Consider the following 24,487-nt stretch of genomic DNA (forward strand, 5'->3'; position numbering starts at 1 on the left):
TCGTCCGCCGTAGCCTTGGCGAAGGTGGAAGGTCGACGGCGACAGTCGTGCGCGGTGCGCTCGCAGGTGGTCAGGACACGAGGCTGCACGGCGTCACGCCTGCAGCAACGAGGTGTGGCGGACTCCGCCGGCTCCGCCGAGGGTAGTAGCCGCCGGACTTCAGTCCGGCGGCCGGTGCGCCTCGAGGCCTAGCGCTGCGTCAGGTCGCGAATCCAGATCTCGCGGAACTTCATGTCCCCGGTGCCGCCCGAGTGCAACTGCAGGGCGATGCCGCCGTCGAACGACTTGGGCTGCGGGTCCACGAAGTCCACGAGCACCACGCCGTTGAGCCGCGAGATGTAGTGGTTGCCGACGACGGTCAGCACGTACTCGTTCCACTCGCCGCGCCGGACGACCATCTCGTCTTCGGGCTTGGGCCACACGATCCAGTTGCGCCCGTCACCGTACAGGCCGCCCGTGTGGTGCATCGCCTGGCAGTCGATCTCGAACTGGAGCCCCTGCGTGATGTTCGGCGTGCCGGGCTTGAACTCGGAGTGGAAGAAGACGCCGCTGTTGCCGTCGCCATCACACTTGAAGTGCATCGAGAGCTGGAAGTCCTTGTAGTTCTTCTCGGTCTTGAGGTAGCCGTAGGCCTTGGTCACGGCCACGCCGTGCAGGATGCCGCCGGGCTCGACGTTCCACTGCTCTTCGCCGATCTTCTGCCAGCCGGTCAGGTCCTTGCCGTTGAAGATCTGCTCCCACTGTTCTCCCGGCAGCTTGGGGCGGGGCGTGCGCGGCGTCTGGGCCGCGGCCGGGGCGGGCGGCGCCTGCGCCAGTGCAGAGACCACGGGGACGGTGACGAACAGCAGGGCGAGCGAGAGAGGGTGGAAGAGACGCATGGCCGCGACTATATCGCAGCGTCGGGCCGACGCCACCGGAGGCGCCACGCCCCCCTCCGCAGCCCCCCGGGGCGTGGCGTACCATACCAACAGTGGTCGCCACCTTCATCGTGTACGACGAGTTGGACCGGTGTCCGTACCTCGCCGGCCATGTCGCGCGACTGCCGCTGCGCGTCCCTGCGCGTCCGCTCACCCGCCCGGAGGTGGACGCCGCACTCGCCGCCGGCGACCGTCGTCAGGGCGTCTTCCTGTATCGCCCGAGTTGTCCGGCCTGCCAGGCGTGCGAGCCGATCCGGATTCCGGTGACCGAGTTCACACCGTCGGCAACCCATCGCCGCACCCTGCGTGCCGGCGACGCCCGCTTCCGTCTCGAGGTCGGACGCCCCGTCGCCGACGAGGCGCGCGCCGCGTTGTACGCCCGCCACAAGTGGGGGCGCGGGCTGGTGACCTCCGACGACCACGAGGAGACGACCGACGTCGAGACCTACGCCGCGTTCCTGGTCGAGACCTGCTGCGAAAGCGTCGAGTTCACCCTGTGGGACGGCGAGCGGCTGGTCTCGGTGGCGGTCGCGGACCGCGGTGACCGCTCGCTCTCGGCCGTCTACTGCTGCTTCGATCCGGCGTACTCGCGCTTCAGCCCGGGCACCTACACCATCCTGAAGCAGTGGCAGCATTGCGTCGCCAACACCCTGCCCTACCTCTACCTGGGCCTCTACGTCGCCAACTCGGCTCACCTCTCCTACAAGGCGACCTTCCGCCCGCACGAACGCCGGATCGAGGGCGAGTGGGTGCGTTTCGACCGGTCGGCGGGGACGGCGGCGCCAGTCGCAGGAGGACCTCTCGGGTGAGGAGGAGGCTGTGGTACACTTCCACGGTTGTTCACCGGCGCCCGCCGGTCCAGTACCCCACGCCGACGTAGCTCAGTTGGTAGAGCAGCTGATTCGTAATCAGCAGGTCACCGGTTCAAGTCCGGTCGTCGGCTCCAGTTTCCTCCCCCACCGCATCCCCCCGTCCGCCCGCAGGATCCGAGGCCTGGCCGGCGTTCCCTGATAGAGTGCCGATATCCATGCCAGCCCCAGTCTGGGCCGCGCTGCTGCCGCTCTCGGCGACCATCGGCGCCGCACTCGCCTGGTGGCTGACCCGACGTCGCCTGCGTGCGAGCAGCGACGACGCCGCCCTGCACCGCCTGCTGGCGCACTCGATGGACGCGGCCTACCGTCGCGACCTGCGCACCGACACCTACGACTACCTGAGTCCTGCCGTCGATCGGGTGATGAGCGTCACCGCCGATCAGCTGCGGGTGATGCCGGTCCGTGCCTTCCTCGATCGTCTTCACCCGGACGACCGCGCCCAGGCCGTCACCATCGTCGAGGCCGGCCCCCGGGCGGGCGCCGGTCGCACCGAGTACCGCTTCCGGGCCAACACCGGCGAGTACCGCTGGATCGCCGACCACTACGCCGTCGAAGCCGACGCGCAGGGGCGCCCGATCTTCCGCAGCGGCATCCTCCGTGACGTCTCGGAGCAGCGCCAGGCGGAGGCCGCGCTGCGCGACAGCGAGGCCCGCTATCGCACGCTCTTCGAGTCCATCGAGGACGGCTTCTGCATCGTCGAGATCCTGGTGGACGCCGACGGAGCCCCCTCCGACTACCGGTTCGTGGAGACCAACCCGGCCTTCGACGGTGCCACCGGCTTGCGCAACGCTCGCGGACGGACGGCGCTCGACCTCGTGCCCGGACTCGACCGCTGGTGGGTCCGGACCTATGGACAGGTGGGCCTGACGGGCGAGCCGGTCCGCTTCGAGAATCACGCGGCCGCCATGGAGCGCTGGTTCGACGTGTATGCGTTCCGGTTCGGTGCCGCCGACGAGCGACAGGTGGCGATCTTCTTCAAGAACATCACCGCCCGCAAGGCCGCCGAGGTCGAACGCGCCGAGTTGCTGGAGCGCGAGCGCGCCGCCCGCGCCGACGCCGAACGCGCCAGTCGCCTGAAGGACGAGTTCCTCGCGACGATCAGCCACGAACTGCGCACGCCGCTCAACGCCATGCTGGGCTGGGCGCAGATCCTCACCCGCGGCGCGGCCGACACCTCGACGATCAGCCAGGGCCTCGGCGCCATCGAGCGCAATGCGCTCGCGCAGTCGCGACTCATCGAGGACCTGCTCGACATGAGCCGCATCGTCAGCGGCACGATCCATCTCGACGTGGCGACCGTCGACGTGAAGCCGATCGTGCTTGCCGCCATCGAGACGGCCCGCCCCGCCGCCGAGGCCAAGGGACTGGTGCTCGACGTCGATCTGGGCGAGGACGGCGCCGAGGTGCGGGGCGATGCAATGCGCCTGCCACAGGTCGCGTGGAACCTGCTCAGTAACGCCGTGAAGTTCACCGCCAGAGGCGGGACGATCCGCGTGACGCTGGTCAGCACCGACGCGCACGTGACGTTGACCGTCGCCGACACCGGGCAGGGCATTGCGGCCGAGTTCCTGCCGCACGTCTTCGAGCGCTTCCGTCAGGCCGATGCCTCGACCACGCGCGCGCACGGGGGGCTCGGCCTCGGCCTGGCCATCGCCAAACAGATCGTCGAGTTGCATGGGGGCCGCGTCTCCGTCACGAGCGACGGGCCCGATCGCGGCTCGGCGTTCGTGGTGGAGTTGCCGCGGCAGGCGGCGGTGCTCGAGGCCCGCACACCGGACACGCCCGCCCTGGGCACGCACCCCGTGCCCCTGCAGGCTCCGCCCGACATCGACCTCTCTGCCGTGACGGTACTCGCCGTGGACGATGAACCCGATGCGCTCGCGGTGATCAGGCGTCTGCTCGAAGACCTCGACGCACGCGTGCTGACGGCCTCGTCAGCCGACGAGGCGCTGCATCTGTGCCGAACGGAGCGTCCGCATGTCCTGGTGGCCGACATCGGCATGCCCGTCGCCGATGGCTACGAACTGATTCGCCAGGTGCGGTCATTGGGACCCGAGGAGGGCGGCCACATCCCTGCCGTCGCCCTGACCGCCTTTGCCAGGGCCGAAGACCGCGCTCGCGCGCTGCTGGCCGGCTACCAGAGGCACCTGACCAAGCCGGTACGCCCCGTCGAACTCGTGGCCACGGTCGCCAGCCTGGCCGGTCGCATCGGCCGCCGCGACGACGCGCCGACGGCCTGACGCGTCGCCGCGCCGCGAACGACGCCGCCCTCAGACACGCCACGCCTCGGGGAGCACGGCCCGCACGGCCGGCGCCGCCAGTGCCTTGCGCAGGGCATCCTGCTGCTCCACCGACAGCCCCGACCGCGGCACGAGACAGCCGCCGCAGGCGATGCCCGACCAGGTCAGCATCTGCTTGATCGCCGGGAACAGCGGAAAGCGCAGCACCGCGGTGATCAGGGCATTGACGGCATCCTGCCGCATGCGCACCTCGGACCAGCGCCCGGCCCGGGCCAGCGCATCGATGTCGACGAACTGTTCGGGCACGAGGTTGTAGAACGATCCGATGCCCCCGTGCGCCCCCATCAGCAGGCCGGCGGCGAGCACCTCGTCGCGCCCGTTGAACACCACGCGGCCCGGCTTGGCCACGGCGCTCATCACCGACAGGTCGAAGTCGGTGAACTTGACGCCGACGACGTTGGACAGCGCACACACCTCCTCGAGCTGGTCGAGCGTGCGAATCGACGGGTACACCTCGGGGAAGTAGTAGACGACCAGCGGCAGGTCGCTGGCTGCCGCCAGCGCCGCGTAGTAGCGGCGTGCCTCCGAGAAGCCGAAGCCCGGCCCGGACGGCGGCAGACTGCTGATCGCCGTGGCGCCGATGCGCGACGCGTGTCGTGCGAGGTCGCGCGCGTCCTCGAACGACGAGGCGCCGACGTGCACGATGGCAGAGTGTCCCTTCGGTGTGAGGGCAACGGCGATCTCGGCCACCTCGCAGCGCATCGCGACCGGCATCAGCAGGCCCTCGCCGGTCGTGCCACAGATGTACGTGCCGTGGACACCAGCCTCGAACAGGCGCGGCAGCAATGCCTCGAGACCACGGCGCGACACCCGCCCCTCGTCGTCGAACGGCGTGATCAGTGCGGGCAGGATGCCCTTCAGCGATTCCATCGATGATCCCTTCTACCTCTGGGTGCCGCCGGTGAGCCATCCGGGGCCGACGCGGGCGAACGTGATGCGCTCGTACGCCGTGCGGTCCCCGCGTTCGTAGAGCACGCCGATCGTGCCATCGGGCAGCACGACCAGACACGAGTAGGCGGCGGGCCCCTCGTGCAACACGCGCAGGATCGGCCAGGTGCGCCCCTCGTCCTGGCTGACGCGCACCGTCATCCGGGAGCGCTGCGGCCCGCTCGGGTTCGAGAACAGCAATCCCCCGACGCCAGACGACGCCGTCCCGCCGGGATGGCGGATGAGGCTCGCCTGCGCAGGGGGCTCGGGAAGCGCGGGGTCGGGCGCGGCGGACGAGAGGCTGAGCCCGCCATCGCGACTGGTGGACACCATCCGGAAGTTGGCGGCGCGCGGCGGATGGTTGCGGCTGTTGAGCAGCACGCCCCCGTCGGCCAGTTCGACCACCTGACTCTCGTTGGTGCCGTCGACCGAGACCGCGCCGATCTGCCAGGTGCCGCCGTGGTCGTCGCTGTAGAACAGATGCGCGCGGTGCACCTGCGTGCCGGCGATGGCGTGGTTGGCCGGGATCACCAGGCGGCCGCTGCGCAACTGGACCCCGATGCCGGGGCCCGTGGCATACCAGGTCCAGTCGGGCCGCTTCACGCTCGCCGTGATCTCGACCGGCGTGCTCCAGGTCCGGCCGTCGTCGATGCTCTTCAGCACCCAGACCGTGCGCGTGCCCCGCGCGGTGCCAGCGAGAATGTCGCGCTCCGGAGCGTCCCCGGGGTTGTGGGTGGTCAGCAGCCAGATGGTGCCCGTGGACCGGTCCACGACGGGGCACGGATTGCCGAAGGTGTTCGCACCGTTGTCGCCGACCAGCGCGACGGACGACCACGTGCGGCCGCCGTCTTCGCTGCGGCGCGACACGAGATCGATGTCCCCGGAGTCCCCCTGGCCGGCGCGGCGCGCCTCGGCGAACGCCACGAGGTGCCCGCGCGGCGTCAGGATGACGGCGGGAATGCGATACGTGTGGTACCCGCCTTCACCGCTCCGGAACACCTCGATCTGCTCGGGGTCGCCCTCACGTGTGGCGGAGGCTGGCGCCGACTGGGCGAGGGCCGGCTCGCGGCCGGACACCAGGATGAGACACGCCGCGATCAGCGTGGGTCCGATGCGTCGCTGCATGAGACGAGTCCTCCATCGTTGACGTCGCGCCCAACTCGGGCGGGCAGCACCAGGCTGGCCAGGTAGCCGATCACGAAGGCACTGAGGATGCCGATGCCGGCGTAGAGCAGGAAGTGCACGGGGGTGCGCTGCTGCACGATCGCCAGCACCGCCGCGCTCGCCGCGAAGCCGACCAGGGCCCCGGTGCCATGGGCGCGCCGCGTGAAGATGCCGAGCGCGAAGATGCCGGCCAGTCCCCCGCCGAACAGCCCGAGCGCCTGCAGGAACACGTCCCAGAGGGAACGGACGTTCCACGTCGCCAGGACGAGGGCGCTGGCCGTCCCGGCCAGACCGATCACCAGCGTCAGGACCCGCGCCAGACGCATCTGGGCGGCCTCGGGCCGTGGCGGGCCGAGCCGCGCCGTGAAGTCGGTGATCACCGCCGTGACGATGCTGTTGATGCTCCCGCTCAGCGTCGACATCGCTGCGGCGAAGACACCGGACACGACCAGGCCCGAGACACCGACCGGCATCTGCTGCGCGATGAACCACGCGAACGTCGCGTCGGTCGGGCTCGCGGGGTTCAGCAACTGCGGATGGGCACGGTAGAACGCGAACAGGGCCGTGCCGACCGCGAAGAAGACCACCGAACTCGGCACCGCCAGGATGGCGCCGAGCCACACGGCGCGCGAGGCCTGCGTCTCGTCACGGGTCGTGAAGTAGCGCTGCACGACGGCCTGATCGGCCGTGTAGGGCACCAGGTGCGAGATGAGATTGCCGAAGACGACGACCCACACGGAGGCGATGGTGGCGTCGGGCGTCCAGATGGCCATGCGGAACTTGCCGGCGTCGTACCCGGTCCGGACGACCTCCGCCGCACTTCCCCCAGTGCCCAGCACGATCAGCACGAGGCTGAGCAGGACGGCGCCCCCGAGCACGACCGACTGCACGACGTCGGTCCAGATGACGGCGTTCATCCCGCCGTGCAGCGTGTACACGGTGCAGAGGACGCCCATCACCAGGATGGACAGGCGGATGTCGATGCCCGTCACGGCGGCCAGAGCGAGCGCTGGCAGATAGAGCACGATGGCCATGCGCGCCCATTGCAGCGCGACGAAGGCCCCGCTGCAAAGCAACCGGACCGCGAGGTTGAAGCGGTGCTCGAGATACTCGTAGGCGGTGGTCACGCGCAGCCGGCGGAAGCGCGGCAGGTAGAACGCCGTGACGATGGGCGCGACGAGGATGAGCGTGAGGTTGCCGGGCAGGTACGTCCAGTCCTCGGCGTAGGCCTTGGCCGGAATCGCCAGGAACGTGATGGCGCTCAATTGCGTGGCGTAGATCGACAGGCCGGCCGCCCACCAGGGCACCCGTCGACCGCCGAGGAAGAAGTCCTCGCGCGTGTCGTCGCTGCGCGAGAACCGCTTCCCGATCCACACCAGGGGCAACAGGTAGGCGGCCACCACCGCGTAGTCCACGGCCCCGAAGGTGCGCGCGGTGACGTCGAGCCGACCGCGCAGGACGGTGGTCGATCGATGGCCCGGCCGGTCTTCGCCGCCCGGCACGATCACCGTCTCACCATCCCGCACCGCTGTCGTCGTCACGAGACCCGCTGGCAGGTCGCCCATGGGGACCCATGTGTCGGTGACCGCGTGGTAGGCCAGCACGCGGCGACTGAAGCCGGGATGCCGGTCGCGCAGGGTCTGCACCTGATCGGCCAGCGCCCCTTCGTCGCCACCGAGCACGAGGAGGTGCGATTGTCCCCAGGGCACGGCCGGCGCGGCCACGACCGGACGCGGCACCGGAGCCAGCGCGCGCCACCCGGCGCCGGGACGCCAGGCCCACGCATCGGTGAGGTAGGTCCGCCGGGCCACGCCGTCGCCCCCCGCGGCCAGGGACGCCCCGCTCACGACATGGAGCGCACCGGCCTGCGCCACGACCACAGGAAGAATCCGGGCGGGCGCCGGCAGCGGATCGGCCTCACGCCACCCGAGGGAGGGGCGATCGAGGTCGAGTGTCCAGAGAGTCGTCGACGCCGCCGTGGCCACGGGCGAGGTCTGGCCACCCACGACCACCATCGTCCGGCCGAGCACGGCGCCTGCGCCCATCGCCAGGGGCACGGGTAGCGCTGGCAGGTCCTCGCGCACGACACGTCCCGCGCGCCGCACGAGGATGAAGGCGTCAGCCGTGTGGGCCGCGCCGTCGGACCCGCCGACGACCACAAGACGATCGCCGTCCGCAGCGACCGCGGCGTAGGCCAGGGGCCGCCGGAGCAGACCGGCCGGTGCTGGCGCCCAGGTCGTCGCACCGCGTTCGAGCACGACGCCATCGGCGTACCAGGTCTTGGGACCGCCGTCGAACAGGCTGATCGGGAAGTCGGTGCCACCGAGGACGATGAGGGCGTCGCCGACGAGACCGGCGATCTGTCCGCTGCGGGGTGCCGGCAGCGGGGGGCCGGCAGCCCAGGTCAGCGTCGCGACCGACGGCGTCTGCGCGCGCACGGGCGCCGTCCCCGCAGCGGCGAGCAGCGCGATCAGCGCGGCTGCGGCGCACGCCCGGGTCGTGAGGACCGCCATGTGTGGCGGATGCTATCTCAACAGGACGCGCGCGTGTTCACTCGCCGCGCCGGATGGCGGCGAGGACCTCCTCGTGCTCGCGCTCGAAGCGCGCGAGGTCGCGCCGCAGTTCCTCCTCGCGTTCGAGCGCGGCACCGGGGTCGAAGGTGGACATCATCGCCGTCTGGTGCATGATTCGGCGCTGCGCCACCCTGGCCTCGTAGCCCTTCTTCGCCGTGGCGATGGCCTCGCGCTGGGCGTCGGTCAGGGTCACCTGCGTGATGCCCTGCGCCTCGTCCTGTTGCCGCAACTTCTCCATCACGAGTTCGAGCCGGCTCTTCGGCGCCCCATCGGTGGTCATGAGGTCATCCTACGGCATCGCGTCCCGACGCGACGTCGCATGTGCGCATGTGGGTGTCGGGAATCGGCGACTCATGCATGCCGCGACGGCTTGCGCGACACTGGAGGCATGGGTACCCCGACCATGGAACTCCCGCCGCCCCCTGCCGCGCAGCAACCCGCCCCGCCGAGCCGGGGCGCCGACCGCATCCTGCTCGAAGGTCCGCACTCGCGCGCCACCGAGTTGCGGCTCGTCCTGACGTCGCTGCGCGACTTCATCCGGGGCTTCCGCACGCTGCACTTCGCCGGCCCCTGCGTCACGGTGTTCGGGTCGGCGCGCTTCGACGAGACCCACCCCTACTACGCGCTCGCCCGTCAGGTCGGTGCCGGCCTGAGCCAGCTCGGCTTCACGGTGATGACCGGAGGCGGCCCCGGCGTCATGGAAGGCGCCAACCGCGGCGCGAAGGAGGCCGGCGGCTGGTCGGTGGGCTGCAACATCCGCCTGCCGTTCGAGCAGGCGCCCAACCCGTATCTCGACCGCTGGTTGACGTGCGAGTACTTCTTCGTGCGGAAGGTGCTGCTGCTCAAGTACTCGTATGCCTTCGTGGCGCTGCCCGGCGGCCTCGGCACCCTCGACGAGCTGTTCGAGGTCCTCACGCTGATTCAGACCGGCAAGGTCCAGTCCTTCCCGGTGGTGCTGATGGGCCGAGCCTACTGGGCGCCGCTGATGCAGCAGCTCCACGAGATGGTCAGCGCCAACACCATCGGTGCGGGCGATCTCGACCTGCTGCTCGTCACCGACGATGTCGAGGAGGCGATGGCGCACGTGCGGACGCGCGCCATCACGCCCTTCGGACTGAAGCCCCGGCAATCGCCGCACCCGTGGGCGGTCCTCGGCGAGCGCGGTCGCCCCTGACGGGACGCGCCTGTCAGAGAGGTCCTGCGGCGGGTACCCGCCGCTGCGCCATCGGCCGATCGGGCATATGCTTGAGCGATAGCGCATTGGCCAGGGCGAGTGCCCGACGGCCCCTGGAGGACACACGACCATGAGTGGCGAACAACCCGGACTTTCACGGCGCGGCTTCGCGCAGCGTCTCGGCCAGGTGGCCGCGGCGTCGACCCTGGCCACGTTGAACGCGCCGGCGGTGCACGGCGCCGTCGGCGACACCATCCAGTTCGCACTGGTCGGCGCCGGCGGACGCGGCACCGGTGCGGTGGTGGATGCGTTCGCCACCAAGAACGGCCCGCTGAAGCTGGTGGCGATGGCCGACATCTTCGAGGACAAGCTGACGCGCAGCTACAAGTCCCTGGCGAACCGCCTCGGCGAGGGCATGGCGGTCAAGGACGAGCACCGCTTCCTCGGCTTCGACGGCTACCAGAAGGCGATGGACGTCCTCAAGCCGGGCGACGTCGTCATCCTGGCCACGCCGCCGGCGTTCCGCTGGGTGCACTTCGAGTACGCGATCAAGAAGGGCCTGAACGTCTTCATGGAGAAGCCGGTCACGGTGGACGGCCCGACGTCGAAGAAGATGTTCGAGCTGGGCGCCGAGTCGGTGAAGAAGAACCTGAAGGTCGGCGTCGGCCTGATGTGCCGCCACTGCGATGCCCGCAACGAGCTGCTCCGCCGCATCAAGGACGGCCAGATCGGCGAGATCATCTCGATGCGCGCCTACCGCATGCACGGCCCCGGCGGCTCGGCCTTCACCAAGAAGCAGGTGAAGAGCGGCATCACCCCGCAGGTGGTGGGCGACGCCACGCAGCCGATGACCGAGGTGATGTACCAGTTGCGCCGGTTCCACGGCTTCCTGTGGGCCTCGGGCGGCATGTTCTCGGACTTCTACATCCACAACATCGACGAGACCTGCATGATGAAGCAGGCCTGGCCGGTCAAGGCGCAGGCGGTCGGCGGGCGTCACTACCGTGACGACTACGTGGATCAGAACTTCGACACCTACTCGGTCGAGTACACCTTCCCCGACGGCACGAAGCTGCATCTCGATGGCCGGACGATGACGGGCGCGTGGGCCGAGTTCGCCTCCTACGCGCACGGCACGAAGGGGCTCGCCATCATCTCGGCGAAGGATCACACGCCGGCGCGCAGCCGCATCTACAACGGGCACAACCCCGACCCGGCCAACCTGGCGTGGGCGTACCCGGAGAACGAGCGCAACCCCTACCGCGTCGAGTGGATCAACCTCATCGAGGCCATCCGCAACGACCGGCCCTACAACGAGGTGCGACGCGGCGTCGAGGCCAGCCTCGTCACCAGCATGGGCCGCATGGCGGCGCACACGGGGCGCGTCGTGACGTACGACGAGATGCTCAACAGCCCGCACGAGTTCGCCCCCGACGTCGACAAGCTGACGATGGACGGCCCCGCGCCGGTGCTCGCGGGTCCGGACGGCCGCTACCCGGTGCCCATGCCCGGCATCGTGACCGATCGCGAGTACGGCGTCCCGCCGGCACCGGCCACCGCCGCTGCCGCCCAGCAGGACTGACGAGCCACGGCCTCGCGGAGATGAGGCGTCACGGGAGGCCCCGAGCGGGGATATGCTTCCCGTGACTTCCACTCCGCGAGGTGCTCCGTGACGCAACCGTCCGCCCTGACATCGCTGAATGCCCCCGGGGTCCACGGGGCGCAGGGCAACACCATCCAGATCGCCCTCATCGGCTGCGGCGGACGCGGGTCCGGCGCCGTGGTCGATGCGCTCTCGTCCCCCGAGAACGGGCCGCTGACGCTCGTGGCGATGGCCGACATCTTTCCCAACCGTCTCGCGTCGAGTCACGCCGCGCTGTCCGGCAAGTTCCCCGGCGCGATCGCGGTGCCCGAGGACCAGCGCTTCCTCGGCTTCGACGGCTACAAGAAGGCGATGGACTGCCTGCGTCCCGGTGACATCGCCATCTTCGCCACGCCGCCGGCCTTCCGCTGGGTGCACTTCGAGTACGCGATCAGCAAGGGGCTCAACGTCTTCATGGAGAAGCCCGTCACGGTGGACGGGCCGACGACGCGCCGGATGTTCGCCCTGGCCGATGCCTCGGTGAAGAAGAACCTCAAGGTCGGCGTCGGCCTGATGTGCCGTCACTGCGATGCGCGGCGCGAACTGCAGCGCCGCGTGCGAGACGGCCAGATCGGCGAGATCGTCTCGATGCGCGCCTACCGGATGCAGCGCCCCGGCGGCAACGTCTTCGTCAAGCCCGACCCGACGATGCCGGAGGTGATGTTCCAGTTGCGGCGCTTCCACGCCTTCCTGTGGGCCTCCGGGGGCGTCTTTTCGGACTACAACATCCACAACATCGACGAGTGCTGCATGATCAAGGACGCGTGGCCGGTCAAGGCCCACGCCGTCGGCGCCCGGCACTATCGTGGGGACCACGTCGATCAGAACCTCGACGTCTACTCGGTCGAGTACACCTTCCCGGACGGCACCAGGCTGCACTTCGATGGCCGCAATCTCGAGAACGCGTACGGGGAGTTCGCCTCGTATGCGCACGGCACGAAGGGGCTCGCGGTGATTTCGACCAACCGTCACACGCCGGCTCGCTGCCGCATCTACGACGGGCAGGTCATGGACGACACCCGTCTCGCCTGGGCCTATCCGCCCGAGGAGCGCAGCCCGTACCGCGTCGAGTGGGTCTACCTGATCGACGCCATCCGCAACGACCGTCCGTGGAACGAGGTGCGGCGCGGCGCCCAGGTCAGCCTGATCACGAGCATGGGCCGGATGGCGGCCCACACGGGGCGCATCGTGACCTACGACGAAATCCTGAACAGTTCCCACGAGTTCGCGCCGGGTGTCGATGCGCTGACCGCCGAGGGCCCGGCGCCGCTGCTCGCGGGGCCCGACGGGCGCTATCCGGTGCCCAACCCCGGCCTCGTCACGGAGCGGGAGTACTGACCCCATGGCGTCGCTGAAGGGCCGTCGCGCCCTGGTCACGGGCGCGACGCAGGGCGTCGGACGCGCGATCGCCGTCGCCATCGCGCGCGCGGGGGCCGACCTCGTCGTCCACGGCCTGCGCATCGACGCGCAGGCGGAACAGACGCGGGCGCAGTGCGCCGCGGCGGGGGGGCAGGTCGCCCTGGTCGAGGGCGATCTGTCGTCGAGACCGGTCGAGGCCGCCGAGCGGCTGTTTCGCGACGTCGGCGCGCTGATGCCCGGGGTGGACCTGCTCGTCAACAACGCCGGGGCGTATCTGGAGACGTCGCACTTCCTCGACGTCACGCCGGACGTGTTCGAACGCACGATGCGGCTCAACGTGCAGGCCCCGTTCTTCCTGACCCAGCAGTTCGCGCGCGACTGGGTCGCCCGCGGCACGCAGGGGCGCGTGCTGTTCACGGGGTCGATCAACGGCCGGCTCGCCGAGCAGAACCACGCGGCGTACGACACGTCGAAGGGCGCCGTCGAGATGATGGTGAAGACCCTCTGCGTCGCGCTGGCGCCGAAGGGCATCCGCGTCAATGGCCTGGCGCCGGGCCTGGTGCGGACACCGCTGACCGACGGATTTCTCGCCGATCCCGGCGCCATGGCCTGGATGCAGATGCATACGCCCAACGGCGCCGTGCCGGGGCCCGACGTCTGTGGCGAGGCGGCCGTCTTCCTGCTCGGCGACGCGGCCTGGCACATCCACGGCCAGATGCTGCTGGTGGACGGCGGGATGAGCGCCTGGCAGCAGCCCGATCCGCCAGGCGCGTAGCGCGCGCCGCTACTGCACGCGCACCACGCCCATCGGCCGGGCCGTGGTGCAGTCCACTCGCAGCAACTCGTTGTCGCCGACGCCGTACTTGCCGGCCGTGACCCGGTAGTCGCCCTGACCGCCGCGGATGGTGCGCACCAGATCCAGCGTGCTCTTGTCCTGCGGATCCACCAGCGGGGTCAGGCACACGGTGCCCAGATTCGGCAGGCCGTCGGCGCGGAGGAAGGTGCCGGGCAGCCCCGTGGCCGGCCGCTCGATCGTGTCGGGCGTGGTCTTCAGCGTGTCCTTGACGGTGGCACAGCCACCGGACGCCACCAGGATCAATACACCGGCTGCAACGCGTGCGCGCATGTCGTCTCTCCCCGCTCTCGGGCGGCTGGCGCGGCACGTCGTGCGCCGCAGCCTGGCGGACGCGGTCACCGGCCGCGTGTCACCTGCGTCCCGATGAATCGGCGCCGGCCTCGTCGGCTTCAACCCGCGACGGCCGTGCCTGGGCCACCGGCGTCGGCGGCGCACCGGCCAGCAGGGCGGCCCGGTCCTCGCGCGGGATGATCCAGCCCGCATGATCGACGAAGGCCTCATCAGGGCCGCAGCCAACGAGCGACGACGGGAGGACTGGTGCCGGAGGGGGCGCAGCAGCCTGCGCGCGCACGCGCGTCGCGGCCGCGACACACAGGGTGGTCCGGAGCAGATGGCGTCGCGTCGCGTCCATCAAGCCGCTCGCAGTCGGGTGCGCAGGTGGTCGGCCAGTCGGAACGACAGCGCCGCGATGGTCAGGGTCGGGTTGGCGGCGCCCACCGACGGAAACACCGAACTCCCGGCCACGTAGAGGTTGCCATAGCCGTGCACGCGCAGGCTGGCGTCGCACACCGAGTCGCCTGGCGTGGCGCCCATCCGCGTGGTGCCCATCGTGTGCCCGCCGCCGGTGGTCTCGCGGTAAATCCGCCGGTTGTGCAGACGGACGACGCCGACGCGCGCGCGCACCAGCGCCTCGCCCACCAGACGCGTGCTGACCTCGATGGACCGCAGGTCGCGCGCCGAGAAGACGCACCGCGTCAGGAGGCGGTGGCTGCCGGCGGCGGTGCGGTCGGCCAGCACCTCCACGGCGTTGGTCGCAGCGGGCTCCTGTTCCGTCCGCGCGAACAGCGCCGCCCACGCCAGTGCACCGCCGAAGGCGCGCTCGAAATAGCGCTGCACCTCGAGCCCGTCCGCCGCGGCCGGCATCGGGCCCTGGACGGCCAGGGAACAGGCAAGCAGATCGTGACGCGTCATCGTCGCGGCCGACAACCGGAAGGCGGCGATCCCTGGGCCGAAGCCCGCGGGAGGTGGTGGCAGGCGGTCCGTCCGCACCAGGACGTCGGCGCTGGCGACATGCGGATGCTCCATGAGGTAGCGGCCGACCTGCTCCGACTCGTTGCCGACGGGCACGCCGCAGTCCGGAAGCGGCTGCAGCAGGACCTGCGCATTGCCGAGCCCGCCGCACGCCAGGACCGTCAGTTGGCCGGCCGTCAGGGGCCAGAGGCGCGGTGCGCCGGTGCGCCCACACAGGACCAGGCCCTCGACGAACCGTCGGTCGGCGCTGACCAGCCGGACCAGCGTGTGCCCGACCAGCAAATCGACCTGCGGGCCTCGCGCCAGGTCGAGCGCGAGGTCGGGCAGGCGCCGTGGAGTGTCGTGCGAGAGCGGAGCGGCCAGCAACGTGTCACCGAACGGACGCGCCGGTGTGCACACGGCGCGCGGACGCCCGAGCCAGGCAGCGGCGCGCGTGTACGGATCCGCGAGCTCGGCACGTGTGATGGGCCACCCCGGGCGACCACGGCCCGCCTGCAGGTCCTCCTCCTCCAGCGCGGCCACCACGCCCGACCAGCGGCGAGACGTGCCGCCAACGGCCCGGATCCAGTGACCGGCCCAGTACCCGTCCGAGAAGTGCCCGTAGTCATCGGTCTGCGTCTGCGCCGTCGCGTCGTCGCGCTCGAGCACGTCGCCGCCGTCGATGAGCAGGATGCGCGCCCTGGAAGCGAGCGTCACGGCCACGGGCAGCGCGGCGAACGAGGTCCCCACGATGATGAGGTCGTACGGGGCGAGGCCCTCGGCTCCCAGATGTGTGAGTCGCATGCGGTCAGGGCAGAGCGGGAAGGCCGAACCAGGCCAGCCACGGCACCGTCAGGACCAGCGCGCCGCAGGCCACCGCGACCACCAGCCCGCGCCAGGGATCGGTGGTGGCGGTCCGGAGATCCAGCAGGAGGCCCGCCAGGAAGGGTACGTACACGTACGTCGGAAAGAAGAGATCGATGTCTGCCTCTGGCCCGAGGCGCGGCACCATGCACACGAGATAGGCGAGGTGCCAGACCAGGAGCCCGGCCGCGAGCCAGGCCCGCGGGTCGCGGGCGGCCCGCCACGCGACATCGGGCGTGTCCCGCCACGACCACGCCGCGGCCGCCAGGGCCGGCAGGGTCCACCAGCCGCCGCCCCAGACGAGCGCGTAGGCCACGTCGCGCGCATGCGTCGACGTGAGCGTGGCGTGAGCGCCGAAGAAGATCGACGTGGGGCCGGCCACTTGCCCGGCGTAGCGCGGGATCAGGTTGGCCTCGCCGACGTTGATGACGGCGTACAGCGCCCGCACATAGTGCGTGACGCCCTCCGGCCAGCAGGTGGCGACGATGACGGTGCCGGTGACCACGGTCGCGAGCACGGCACGCGCGGCCTCGTCGCGGCGCGCCAGCGCGAACGTGACGAGCACGAGGAGGGCAACCGGGACGAATGCCACGTACGCCAGTGCCAGGACGGCGGTGAGCACGCCAATCGCGGTGCCACGGCGCTCGGTGAGCGGGCGGTCGAACAGCCAGGCCAGGGCGCCGAGGAACGCGGTCGCGATGAGCGGGTAGTACTCGACGTACCCCGACGCGAACAGCACCCACACCGGCGTCAGCGCCGGCAGCAGGAGGGCCAGTCGCCCTGGCCAGCGCCGCCAGAGGGCCCAGGTACCGAACACCATCGTGCTGGTGCCGAGCACGGCGAGGAAGGCCGCCGGGGTGCGCAGGGTCTCGGGCAGCCACGCGTGCAGGAGCGGATGCTGCCAGATCGCGGCGTGCAGGGTCGAGGCCGCCGCACTGCCGATGAGCCACCGTGGCATGGCGCGGCCCTCGGCCACGAAGGCCGCGAAGATGGCGCCGTCGCCGTAGGGCCGGGCGGGCAGCGCGTCGGCGATGAGCAGGGCGATAGCACCGACGCCGACGACCGTGAGGCACCACGCCCAGTGGCGCGCCCCGCGATCGACCGCGTGCCGGCCGGTGGTCATCGCGAGCACGCTGGCGAGGCCGAACGCGACCGTCAGCAGGTCCAGGGGCCAGTGGCGCGCCCCGCCCAGTGCATGGGTCAGCAGCGCGGTGACGAGCAGCGCCAGGCCGTACGCGGCCAGCGATACGGACGAGACCGACGCCTCCGGAAGACGCAGCGCCGTCGTGAGCGCCGTGCGCGGTGCCTCTGTGCCTCGGAGGCCTGTTGCCGTCTGCTGCGTCATGCCCTCAGCGAACCACCTGCCTTCACACAACGAACGGTGGCCGCGGATCGGACGCCGGCTCGGCCGTAAGGGCGCGGTCCGCCGGACGCTGCCTGAAACGCGGCTGGGGCCTGCTGTCGTTACACTACGGCATCATGTCCGACCAGTCCGGCCCCTTGCGGCGCCTCATCGATGTCCGCCCCGGGGAGGTGGCAGCGCTGCTCTGGGCATCGCTGTTCTACTTCTGCGTCCTCTGCGCCTACTACGTCCTCCGCCCGATCCGGGACGACATGGGCGTGGCCGGCGGCGTCGACAACCTGCCCTGGCTGTTCACCGGCACGCTGCTGTGCATGGCCCTGGCCAATCCACCGTATGCCGCCCTCGTCTCCCGGCTGCCGCGCCTGACGTTCATCACCTACACCTACCGCTTCTTCGAGGCGAACCTGCTGGTGTTCTTCGGGCTGCTCCTCGTGACCGGCGCGGCCCAGCAGATCTGGATCGGCCGCGTCTTCTTCGTCTGGACCTCGGTCTTCAACCTGTTCGTCGTCTCCGTGTTCTGGGCCTTCATCGTCGACGTCTTCAGCCGGGAGCAGGGCAAGCGGCTGTTCGGGTTCATCGCGGCCGGCGCCACGGTCGGGGCGATGAGCGGCTCGGCCATCACGGCCTCGCTGGTCTCGGTGCTGGGCGCCACGCCGCTGCTGCTCGTCTCGGTGGTCCTGCTCGAGGTCGCCGTCTTCGCGATGCGACGGCTCTCGGGCATCGCCACCGCGCTCAAGACGAAGACGGGCGTCGAGACGACGGACGCCGCCGAAGCCTCACCGATCGGCGGAGGCATGCTCGCCGGGCTGTCGCGGGCCATCAGCAGCCCGTACCTGCTCAACGTCAGCATCTACATGCTGTTGTTCACGATCACGGCCACGCTGCTGTACTTCCAGCAGGCCGACATCGCCGCCAAGGCCTTCACCGATCGGGCCGCCCGTACCGGGTTCTTCGCCCAGATCGACCTCATCGTCAACGCCCTGACGCTGTTCACGCAGGTGTTCCTCACGAGCCGCATCCTCAAGGCGCTCGGCGTGGCCCTGACGCTCTCGATTCTGCCGCTGCTCAGCGTCGTCGGCTTTGCGTGGCTGGGCACCACGCCCACCATCGCGGCCATCGTCGTGCTGCAGGTCGCGCGCCGCGCCGGCAACTTCGCCATCGCGCGACCGACGCGCGAGGTGCTCTTCACCGTGCTGCCGCGCGAGGACAAGTACAAGGCCAAGAACTTCATCGACACGGTCGTCTATCGGCTCGGCGACCAGGTCGGCGCCTGGTCGTACGCGGCGCTGGGCTGGTTCGGCCTGACGCTGTCCGGGATTGCCTGGGCCGCCGTGCCGGTGTCGGCCGTGTGGCTGCTGAACGCCTTCTGGCTGGGCAAGCGGCAGGAGCACCTGGCGGCGGCGGCCGACGCGCCCGCCGTCCCGCCGCGGGTCTAGGCCCGCCGGTTCGCCATGCTGGTCCGGCCTGCGGCTCGCACCGATCTCCCCGCGCTGGGCCGTCTCGGCGCGTTGCTGATGCGCGTCCACCACGACTTCGACCGCCAGCGGTTCCTGGCCCCCGGCGACGACCCGGCGCGCGGGTATGCCTGGTTCCTCGGCGAGCAGATGAGTCACCCGGACTCCGTGGTCTTCGTGGCCGAGCAGGAGGGGCGCGTGATCGGCTACGTCTACGCCGGCGTCGAGCCGCTGTCGTGGAAGGAACTGCGTGACGAAGCGGGGTTCGTCCACGACCTCGTGGTGGACCCGGAGGCGCGTGGTGCGGGCGCCGGGAGTGCGCTGCTCGAGGCCGCGATCGATTGGTTGCGCGCGCGCGGCATGCCCCGCGTCGTCTTGTGGACGGCCGAGCGGAACGCGGGCGCGCAACGACTGTTCGAGCGGTCCCGGTTTCGCCGCACGATGATCGAGATGACGCGGGAGTTGTGACACGAGCGGTCCGATGACGACACGCGCACTCATCGCGGGCCTGGTGGCGTGTCTCGCGGCGTCGGGCTGCGCCCGGTCGGTGCGCATGACGCTCGCGCCGGAACCCGTGGTCGCGTGCCGGGACGCGAGCGGGAGCCATCCGCCGCCGGTCGTGGCGTGGTTCCAGCCAGACGATGGCGGTGAGCGGCGCGCGCTCGACGAGCGCTGCGCCCAGGTCGGGCGGGTGCTGGTGCAGGCCCCTGGGCCACGGCCACCGCAGGCCCCCGCGGTCCGTCGTGTGGTGGTCGCCACCTGGAACATGCACGACGGCCGGGGTGACCTCCTCGAGTTCGTCGAGACCCTGTGGCGCGGCACGCCCGAGACGGGCGCGCCCGACGCGGTGGTCATCCTGCTGCAGGAAGTGGTCAGGGCGCTCGGGGTCGGATCGGTGCCGAACTCACGCCGGACGTCGCAGACGGGCGTGCAGGACATCCCGTCGCTCGTGGGCCGCCTCGGATGGCACTTCGCGTATCTGCCTGGCCGGCGCAACCGCCTGGCACCGCAGGGCGCGGCGGCGGCGGATCGGGGCGTCGCCATCCTGTCGACGCTGCCACTCAGCCACCTCGAGGCCATCGAGCTGCCCGTCGAACGTCAGCGACGGGTCGCGCTCTCAGGGGTGGTGGAGGGCACGGATCCCGACGGCGCCCCCTGGCAGCTGCGCGTGGTGAGCGTCCATCTCGAAAACCGTTCGGGCGCCCGACGATTCTGGGCCAGGGCCGGTGCCTCGCGCACGCGCCAGACCGAGGCCCTGCTCGAGGCGCTGGCGCTGTCGCCGACCCAGCGAGCGCCGTCGCCGCTGCCGACCGTGATCGGTGGCGACTTCAACACCTGGCTCGGTCCTGACGAGGAGACGATGACGCTGCTCCGCGACGAGTTCATGTCGTGGCCCTCGGAGGATGCGCGCCCCACCATCGGCGTCAGGGACTGGCGGCTGGACTACCTGTTCCCTCGTCTGCCAGACCACATTCGCGCGACGCACCGCCGACTGGAGTCCATGTTCGGTTCCGATCACTATCCCGTGGTGGCGACGCTCGATCTCGGGCCCGCCGAGTCACGCCCGCCACGGACGCACGCGCACGAAGGAGTGACGACATGCCAGGACTGCACCTGACGCACGACGCTCGCATCACGCTGGCCGGCCTGGTGGCGGCCCTGGTGCTCTGCTCGCCTCCGCTCTTCGCCCAGGCGCCCGCACCGCCACTCCCCTCCCCCGAGGTGCATGCCGACGGCCGCGTGACCTTCCGGGTGAAGGCGCCGCACGCACGGGAGGTCGCGGTGGCCCGTGCCGGATCGGACCGCCTGGTGATGACCCGGGACGACCAGGGCCTGTGGTCCGCGACGACGACGGCGCTGGCGCCCGACATCTACCAGTACACGTTCAACGTCGATGGCGTCTCGCTGCTCGACCCGCTCAACCCGTGGGTCGCGCCCAACCTGCTGAACATGTCGAACATGGTGCGGGTGCCAGGCCCGACGACCGGGCCGGACGTGTTGCCGTGGGACGTGACCGACGTCCCTCGCGGACAGCTCCGCCGCCACTTCTACAAGTCGGCCCGCATCGGCGATCACCGGGACTACTACGTCTACACCCCCGCTGGCTACGACCCGCAGCGCCGCGAGAAGTACCCGGTGCTCTACCTGCTCCACGGATTCAGTGACGATGCGAGCGGCTGGACATCGGTGGGACAGGCGCACGTCATCCTCGACAACCTGATTGCCGCGAAGAAGGTGGTGCCGATGCTCGTGGTGATGACACTCGGCTACGGGGCCCCGGAGATCGTGACGCGCGGCCCGCGGCCGCCACAGCTTGGCCAGAAGAACATGGTCGGCTATCGCGACGCGCTGTTTGCCGAGGTCATCCCGGCCATCGAACGCGAGTACCACGCCGACCCGCGCCGCGAGCGTCGCGCCATCGCCGGGTTGTCGATGGGCGGCGCCGAGAGTCTCTTCGTCGGCCTCAACGCCATCGATCGCTTCGCCTGGGTCGGGGCCTTCAGCTCCGGCGGACTCGGCGACCCCGCGACCTTCCCACAGACCTTCCCCGCGCTCACCGCGGCGGAGGGCAAGCGTCTGCAGCTGCTGTGGATTTCGTGTGGCACCGAGGACCGGCTCATCGAGGCCAACCGCCAGGTGCGCGCCTTCCTGACGGACCGCGGTGTGCCGCACGAGGCCATCGAGATGCCCGGCGCACACACCTGGACGGTCTGGCGCCGCAACCTCGCCGCCTTCACGCCGAAGCTGTTCCGCTAGCCGAGCTCGTTGTTGGCCGCGGCCGCGCCGTTGGGCAGGAACGGTGTGAGCCAGCCAAAACCGACATCGGACGTCCGTCGACGGATCCGCCCGTGAGCGGTGCCGACGGCTGACGGCAGCACATGACTGGCCAGCAGGGCCTTGACCGCCGCGGTCATCCGCGGAGTGAGGACGTCGAGCACTTCAGCCAGGCGGAACTGCAGGCCCGGCGTGGCGTGCGCGCGCCCGGCGACGCAGGCGTCGACCAGCTGGCGGGCTGCACGCGGGCCCGACATCGAGGTCAGGGGAGTCGCGACACCCGCGCCGAACCACAGCGTCTCCTTCGCGTGCTGACCGCGCACGAGGATCCTGCCGTGCGACCCGGTCCGCATCAGCCCTGGCGTCGCCGTCGTCACGAGGACGTTGTCGGCGACCAGCTCGGCGCGCAGGGTCTCCGACAGGCCGACCAGGGCGAACTTGCCCGACGCATATGCGGCCAGATGCGGCACGCCCACACGGCCGCCAAACGACGAGATGTTCAACACGCGCGCCCCGCCTGGCGCGCGCCGCAGATGCGGCAGCGCCTCTCGGATGAGATACAGGGGCCCCCAGAAGTGCGTGTCGAGCGACTCCTGGAAATCCTCCAGCTGGGCATCGTCGAAGGGCGCGGCTTGAATGACGCCCGCGTTGTTGACGACGACATCGAGTCGGCCCGTCCGACCCGTGATCGATTGCACGAGGTCGGCGACGGCGCGCGGGTCGCGGACATCGCAACATTCGGCCAGGACGTCGTGGCCGGCGCCCCGCAGGTCGGCCTCGGCACGGACCACGTCCGACGGCGTCCGTGCCACCACCACCAGACGCGCCCCTCGCCGTCCGAACTCACGCGCCAGCAGCAACCCCAGGCCCCGCACGCCGCCCGTGATGAGCACCGTCCGGCCATGCAGGTCGTAGCGACGGTCGCGACGATCGAGCCAGGCCGCGGCACCGAGCGCAGCGAGACCGCCGAGCGCGACCCAGGCCGCGTGCGAACGTTCCGAGGAGGAGGACGTGTGAGGCATGACCGTGCATGAAAGCAAAGGGCCCGCCAGTGATATCGTGCGATGGCTCTTCCGTGGACGCGTCCCTCCTTCTCCTGCTGCTGCTCCCGATTCTCGTCGTCGTCTTCACGTGCCTCGCGGTCGGCTGGTGCCTCGATCTGCGTCAGCCGCCTGCGACCGCTGCAGATGTGGCGCTGGTGTTCGGCTGCGGCGAGCGATGGAAGGCCGAGGCCCGATTGCAGACGGCGCTGGCGCTTCACCAACGGGGCCTGGCGCCGCATCTGATCGTGAGCGGTGGCGTGCCGGTGCCGGGCACGCCGCACACCGAAGCGGAGTGGTTTCGCGCGTGGTTGCTGGAACGAGGGGTGGCCGCCGATCGCATCCATCTCGAAAATGGCGCGACGAACACGGCCGAGAATGCCGCGTTCTCGTGGCCGCTGCTCGAGCAACACGGCTGGCGTCGGGTCGTGCTCGTGATGTCGGATTTCGAGGGCCTGCGGGCCCACCTCACCACGCGGAGGGCGTGGCTCGGCAAGGGCGTCACCCTCTACAACTGCCACGCGTCGTCGGGCCCGCGCTGGCACCGATCGACGTGGTGGCTGTCACGACAGGGATGGCGCATGACCGCTCACACGGTCACGCGCCTCTTCCGGTATCGGCTGCTGCCCTACCTCTGGCGCCGCTGAGCCACCACGCGAGGCCGCGACGGCGCTAGAGCTGCTCGCCTCGTGAGGGCAGGCTCACGTTGAGCGGTGTCACCTGCCCTGGCTGCACGGTGACGTCGGTCGAGAACGGCGCGAAGCCAGGCTTGCGAACCTCGACGCGCACGCGACCGGGCGGCACACGCACCTCGAGCGGACGGCTGTCGTCGGGCGTCTGCCACCGCTGGCCATCGATGAAGACCTCGGCGTCGACGGGCTGGACGCGAATGACCAGCAGGCCGGCCTCACCCGCGATGCTGCGTGGCTCACGTGGCTCACGCGGCTCACGCGGCTGGCGGGGTGCCTCAGGTGCGCCAGGGGCCAGGCCCTGAGGTTCTGTCCCCTGCGGCATGGCGCCCGGATCGGCGTCGGCCGACACGGCCGTCTGCTGCGCGCGCGGCGGCGGCATCGGGCGTTCGTCCTGCGGAGCGCCCGCGGCCAGCGGCTCCATCGTGTGTCGCAGCTTCAGGGTGGAGCCCGGTGCGACGTAGACGTTCGCGTCGTGCCGGCGATGCCCCTCGAGATACAGCGAGATGCGATGGGTGCCAGGCGCCAGGGTCAGGCTCTGGAAGACGCCGTCGTACTGGTCGACGATGCCGGCGAGGGCGCCGTCGACGTACACCTCTGCCGAGCGCGGTGTGACGAGGAAACGCGCGTCACTGGTGATCCCCCACGCCGCGAAGGGCGGCGCGTAGAGGGCTGGCCCGCCCCACCAGCCGAACCCGGGCCACCACATGCTGCTGGCGAAGCCGGGGCCCCACCACCCCGGGCCCCAGGCCCCCCAGCCGCCCCAGCCACCACCCCACCCGCCCCAGCCGCCCCAGCCGTAGCCGAGCCCGAGGCCTCCCCAGTACACGGGACGCACGCCGTAGGCGCCGCGGTACACGCCGCGATAGCCGCCACGGTAGGCGCCGCCTCGGTACACGGGCTGCCCGCCTCGCGGCACGGCACGACCGACGGGCGCTGACCGGACGGTCGCCCCACCGCCACGCTGACCGCCACCGCCGCCGCCACGGCCGCCACGCTGCGCATGGGCAAGGTCGGGCACGAACGCGGAGGCCGTGAGGACCGCCGTTGCTACTGCCAGGCTTCGTACGAGGTGTCTCACTGGGTGCTCCAAGGAAAGGACGTCTGCTCTCGAGAGAGCAAGATGGATACCAGCTGGACTGTCCCCGGTCACTGACACATCGGCCTCAGGAATCGGCCCGTCACCCCGCGCCGACAACGTCCTGTCACCAGCGGGCGACGCTGGGCCGCGCCGGCGGCAGCGACCGCCGCTCCCGGAAATCCTCTTGCGGCGACGCGATGATCGCAG

At 70.7% G+C, this 24,487-nt stretch carries 22 protein-coding genes and 1 tRNA gene; 12 read left to right on the plus strand and 11 right to left on the minus strand.

The annotated features are described in order from the left end of the window. Nucleotides 1-188: 188 nt before the first annotated feature. A complete protein-coding gene (locus Q0C41_RS02520) occupies nucleotides 189-878 on the minus strand; it encodes a DUF1080 domain-containing protein (RefSeq protein WP_291980873.1) in 690 nt (229 codons plus the stop codon). 92 nt (nucleotides 879-970) lie between these two features. On the opposite strand from Q0C41_RS02520, the gene Q0C41_RS02525 reads away from it, so the two are divergent. The 3 genes from Q0C41_RS02525 (at nucleotide 971) to Q0C41_RS02535 (ending at nucleotide 4,029) form a co-directional block, all read left to right on the plus strand. Continuing rightward, nucleotides 971-1,726, plus strand: a complete 756-nt coding sequence (locus tag Q0C41_RS02525; protein ID WP_291980874.1) for an arginyltransferase — start codon at nucleotides 971-973, stop codon at nucleotides 1,724-1,726. A 61-nt stretch (nucleotides 1,727-1,787) separates the two neighbouring features. Next, nucleotides 1,788-1,863: transfer RNA gene (locus tag Q0C41_RS02530), tRNA-Thr, on the plus strand. A gap of 81 nt (nucleotides 1,864-1,944) precedes the next feature. Further along, the gene (locus Q0C41_RS02535; protein WP_291980875.1) at nucleotides 1,945-4,029 is read left to right on the plus strand and encodes an ATP-binding protein; all 2,085 of its coding nucleotides are present in this window, start codon (nucleotides 1,945-1,947) and stop codon (nucleotides 4,027-4,029) included. A 30-nt stretch (nucleotides 4,030-4,059) separates the two neighbouring features. Here the strand turns inward: Q0C41_RS02535 and Q0C41_RS02540 are convergent, their stop codons facing one another. Genes Q0C41_RS02540 through Q0C41_RS02555 form a run of 4 tightly spaced genes read right to left on the minus strand, consistent with a single transcriptional unit; the run spans nucleotide 4,060 to nucleotide 9,033 of the window. After that, nucleotides 4,060-4,959 (minus strand): dihydrodipicolinate synthase family protein, encoded by a 900-nt coding sequence (locus tag Q0C41_RS02540; protein WP_291980876.1) that lies wholly within the window; start codon nucleotides 4,957-4,959, stop codon nucleotides 4,060-4,062. Between the two features lie 12 nt (nucleotides 4,960-4,971). Next, nucleotides 4,972-6,141, minus strand: a complete 1,170-nt coding sequence (locus Q0C41_RS02545) for a sialidase family protein (protein WP_291980877.1) — start codon at nucleotides 6,139-6,141, stop codon at nucleotides 4,972-4,974. Further along, entirely contained in the window at nucleotides 6,114-8,693 is a 2,580-nt protein-coding gene (locus tag Q0C41_RS02550) for a sodium/solute symporter (RefSeq protein WP_291980878.1), read from the minus strand. The genes Q0C41_RS02545 and Q0C41_RS02550 overlap by 28 nt, the downstream gene beginning before the upstream one ends. A 37-nt stretch (nucleotides 8,694-8,730) precedes the next feature. Continuing rightward, entirely contained in the window at nucleotides 8,731-9,033 is a 303-nt protein-coding gene (locus Q0C41_RS02555; protein ID WP_291980879.1) for a hypothetical protein, read from the minus strand. Between the two features lie 108 nt (nucleotides 9,034-9,141). Here Q0C41_RS02555 and Q0C41_RS02560 point away from each other — a divergent pair, with 108 nt between their 5' ends. From Q0C41_RS02560 to Q0C41_RS02575, 4 genes are all read left to right on the plus strand, one after another. Continuing rightward, nucleotides 9,142-9,927 (plus strand): TIGR00730 family Rossman fold protein, encoded by a 786-nt coding sequence (locus tag Q0C41_RS02560; protein WP_291980880.1) that lies wholly within the window; start codon nucleotides 9,142-9,144, stop codon nucleotides 9,925-9,927. Between the two features lie 130 nt (nucleotides 9,928-10,057). Beyond that, entirely contained in the window at nucleotides 10,058-11,509 is a 1,452-nt protein-coding gene (locus tag Q0C41_RS02565; protein ID WP_291980881.1) for a Gfo/Idh/MocA family oxidoreductase, read from the plus strand. 87 nt (nucleotides 11,510-11,596) lie between these two features. Further along, nucleotides 11,597-12,907 (plus strand): Gfo/Idh/MocA family oxidoreductase, encoded by a 1,311-nt coding sequence (locus Q0C41_RS02570; protein WP_291980882.1) that lies wholly within the window; start codon nucleotides 11,597-11,599, stop codon nucleotides 12,905-12,907. A 4-nt stretch (nucleotides 12,908-12,911) separates the two neighbouring features. After that, the gene (locus Q0C41_RS02575; RefSeq protein ID WP_291980883.1) at nucleotides 12,912-13,703 is read left to right on the plus strand and encodes an SDR family oxidoreductase; all 792 of its coding nucleotides are present in this window, start codon (nucleotides 12,912-12,914) and stop codon (nucleotides 13,701-13,703) included. Between the two features lie 9 nt (nucleotides 13,704-13,712). On the opposite strand, the gene Q0C41_RS02580 is transcribed toward Q0C41_RS02575, so the two are convergent. The 4 genes from Q0C41_RS02580 to Q0C41_RS02595 form a co-directional block, all read right to left on the minus strand. Beyond that, entirely contained in the window at nucleotides 13,713-14,054 is a 342-nt protein-coding gene (locus Q0C41_RS02580; RefSeq protein ID WP_291980884.1) for a hypothetical protein, read from the minus strand. A gap of 79 nt (nucleotides 14,055-14,133) precedes the next feature. Then, nucleotides 14,134-14,415 (minus strand): hypothetical protein, encoded by a 282-nt coding sequence (locus Q0C41_RS02585; RefSeq protein WP_291980885.1) that lies wholly within the window; start codon nucleotides 14,413-14,415, stop codon nucleotides 14,134-14,136. Next, complete coding sequence (locus Q0C41_RS02590; RefSeq protein WP_291980886.1) at nucleotides 14,415-15,818, minus strand: GMC oxidoreductase; 1,404 nt, start codon at nucleotides 15,816-15,818, stop codon at nucleotides 14,415-14,417. The genes Q0C41_RS02585 and Q0C41_RS02590 overlap by 1 nt, the downstream gene beginning before the upstream one ends. Nucleotides 15,819-15,822: 4 nt before the next feature. Next, a complete protein-coding gene (locus tag Q0C41_RS02595; RefSeq protein WP_291980887.1) occupies nucleotides 15,823-17,223 on the minus strand; it encodes a hypothetical protein in 1,401 nt (466 codons plus the stop codon). A 134-nt stretch (nucleotides 17,224-17,357) separates the two neighbouring features. Here Q0C41_RS02595 and Q0C41_RS02600 point away from each other — a divergent pair, with 134 nt between their 5' ends. The 4 genes from Q0C41_RS02600 to Q0C41_RS02615 are packed head-to-tail and all read left to right on the plus strand — an operon-like array spanning nucleotide 17,358 to nucleotide 21,452. Beyond that, nucleotides 17,358-18,677 (plus strand): hypothetical protein, encoded by a 1,320-nt coding sequence (locus Q0C41_RS02600; protein WP_291980888.1) that lies wholly within the window; start codon nucleotides 17,358-17,360, stop codon nucleotides 18,675-18,677. Between the two features lie 15 nt (nucleotides 18,678-18,692). After that, on the plus strand, nucleotides 18,693-19,163 hold the full coding sequence (locus tag Q0C41_RS02605) for a GNAT family N-acetyltransferase (RefSeq protein ID WP_291980889.1): 471 nt from the start codon (nucleotides 18,693-18,695) through the stop codon (nucleotides 19,161-19,163). Nucleotides 19,164-19,176: 13 nt separating this feature from the next. After that, nucleotides 19,177-20,313 (plus strand): endonuclease/exonuclease/phosphatase family protein, encoded by a 1,137-nt coding sequence (locus Q0C41_RS02610; RefSeq protein ID WP_291980890.1) that lies wholly within the window; start codon nucleotides 19,177-19,179, stop codon nucleotides 20,311-20,313. Continuing rightward, nucleotides 20,295-21,452 carry an alpha/beta hydrolase-fold protein gene (locus Q0C41_RS02615; RefSeq protein WP_291980891.1) on the plus strand — a complete coding sequence of 386 codons (1,158 nt, stop codon included), beginning with the start codon at nucleotides 20,295-20,297 and terminating at the stop codon, nucleotides 21,450-21,452. The genes Q0C41_RS02610 and Q0C41_RS02615 overlap by 19 nt, the downstream gene beginning before the upstream one ends. Here the strand turns inward: Q0C41_RS02615 and Q0C41_RS02620 are convergent. After that, a complete protein-coding gene (locus Q0C41_RS02620) occupies nucleotides 21,449-22,492 on the minus strand; it encodes an SDR family oxidoreductase (RefSeq protein WP_291980892.1) in 1,044 nt (347 codons plus the stop codon). The two genes, Q0C41_RS02615 and Q0C41_RS02620, sit on opposite strands and share 4 nt — an antisense overlap. Before the next feature lie 53 nt (nucleotides 22,493-22,545). Here Q0C41_RS02620 and Q0C41_RS02625 point away from each other — a divergent pair, with 53 nt between their 5' ends. Continuing rightward, complete coding sequence (locus Q0C41_RS02625; protein ID WP_291980893.1) at nucleotides 22,546-23,157, plus strand: YdcF family protein; 612 nt, start codon at nucleotides 22,546-22,548, stop codon at nucleotides 23,155-23,157. 25 nt (nucleotides 23,158-23,182) lie between these two features. Here the strand turns inward: Q0C41_RS02625 and Q0C41_RS02630 are convergent, their stop codons facing one another. Beyond that, entirely contained in the window at nucleotides 23,183-24,220 is a 1,038-nt protein-coding gene (locus tag Q0C41_RS02630; protein WP_291980894.1) for a PEGA domain-containing protein, read from the minus strand. Between the last annotated feature and the right edge of the window lie 267 nt (nucleotides 24,221-24,487).

The organism is Luteitalea sp., from assembly GCF_022842525.1.
In the GTDB taxonomy this organism is placed as follows: domain Bacteria; phylum Acidobacteriota; class Vicinamibacteria; order Vicinamibacterales; family Vicinamibacteraceae; genus Luteitalea.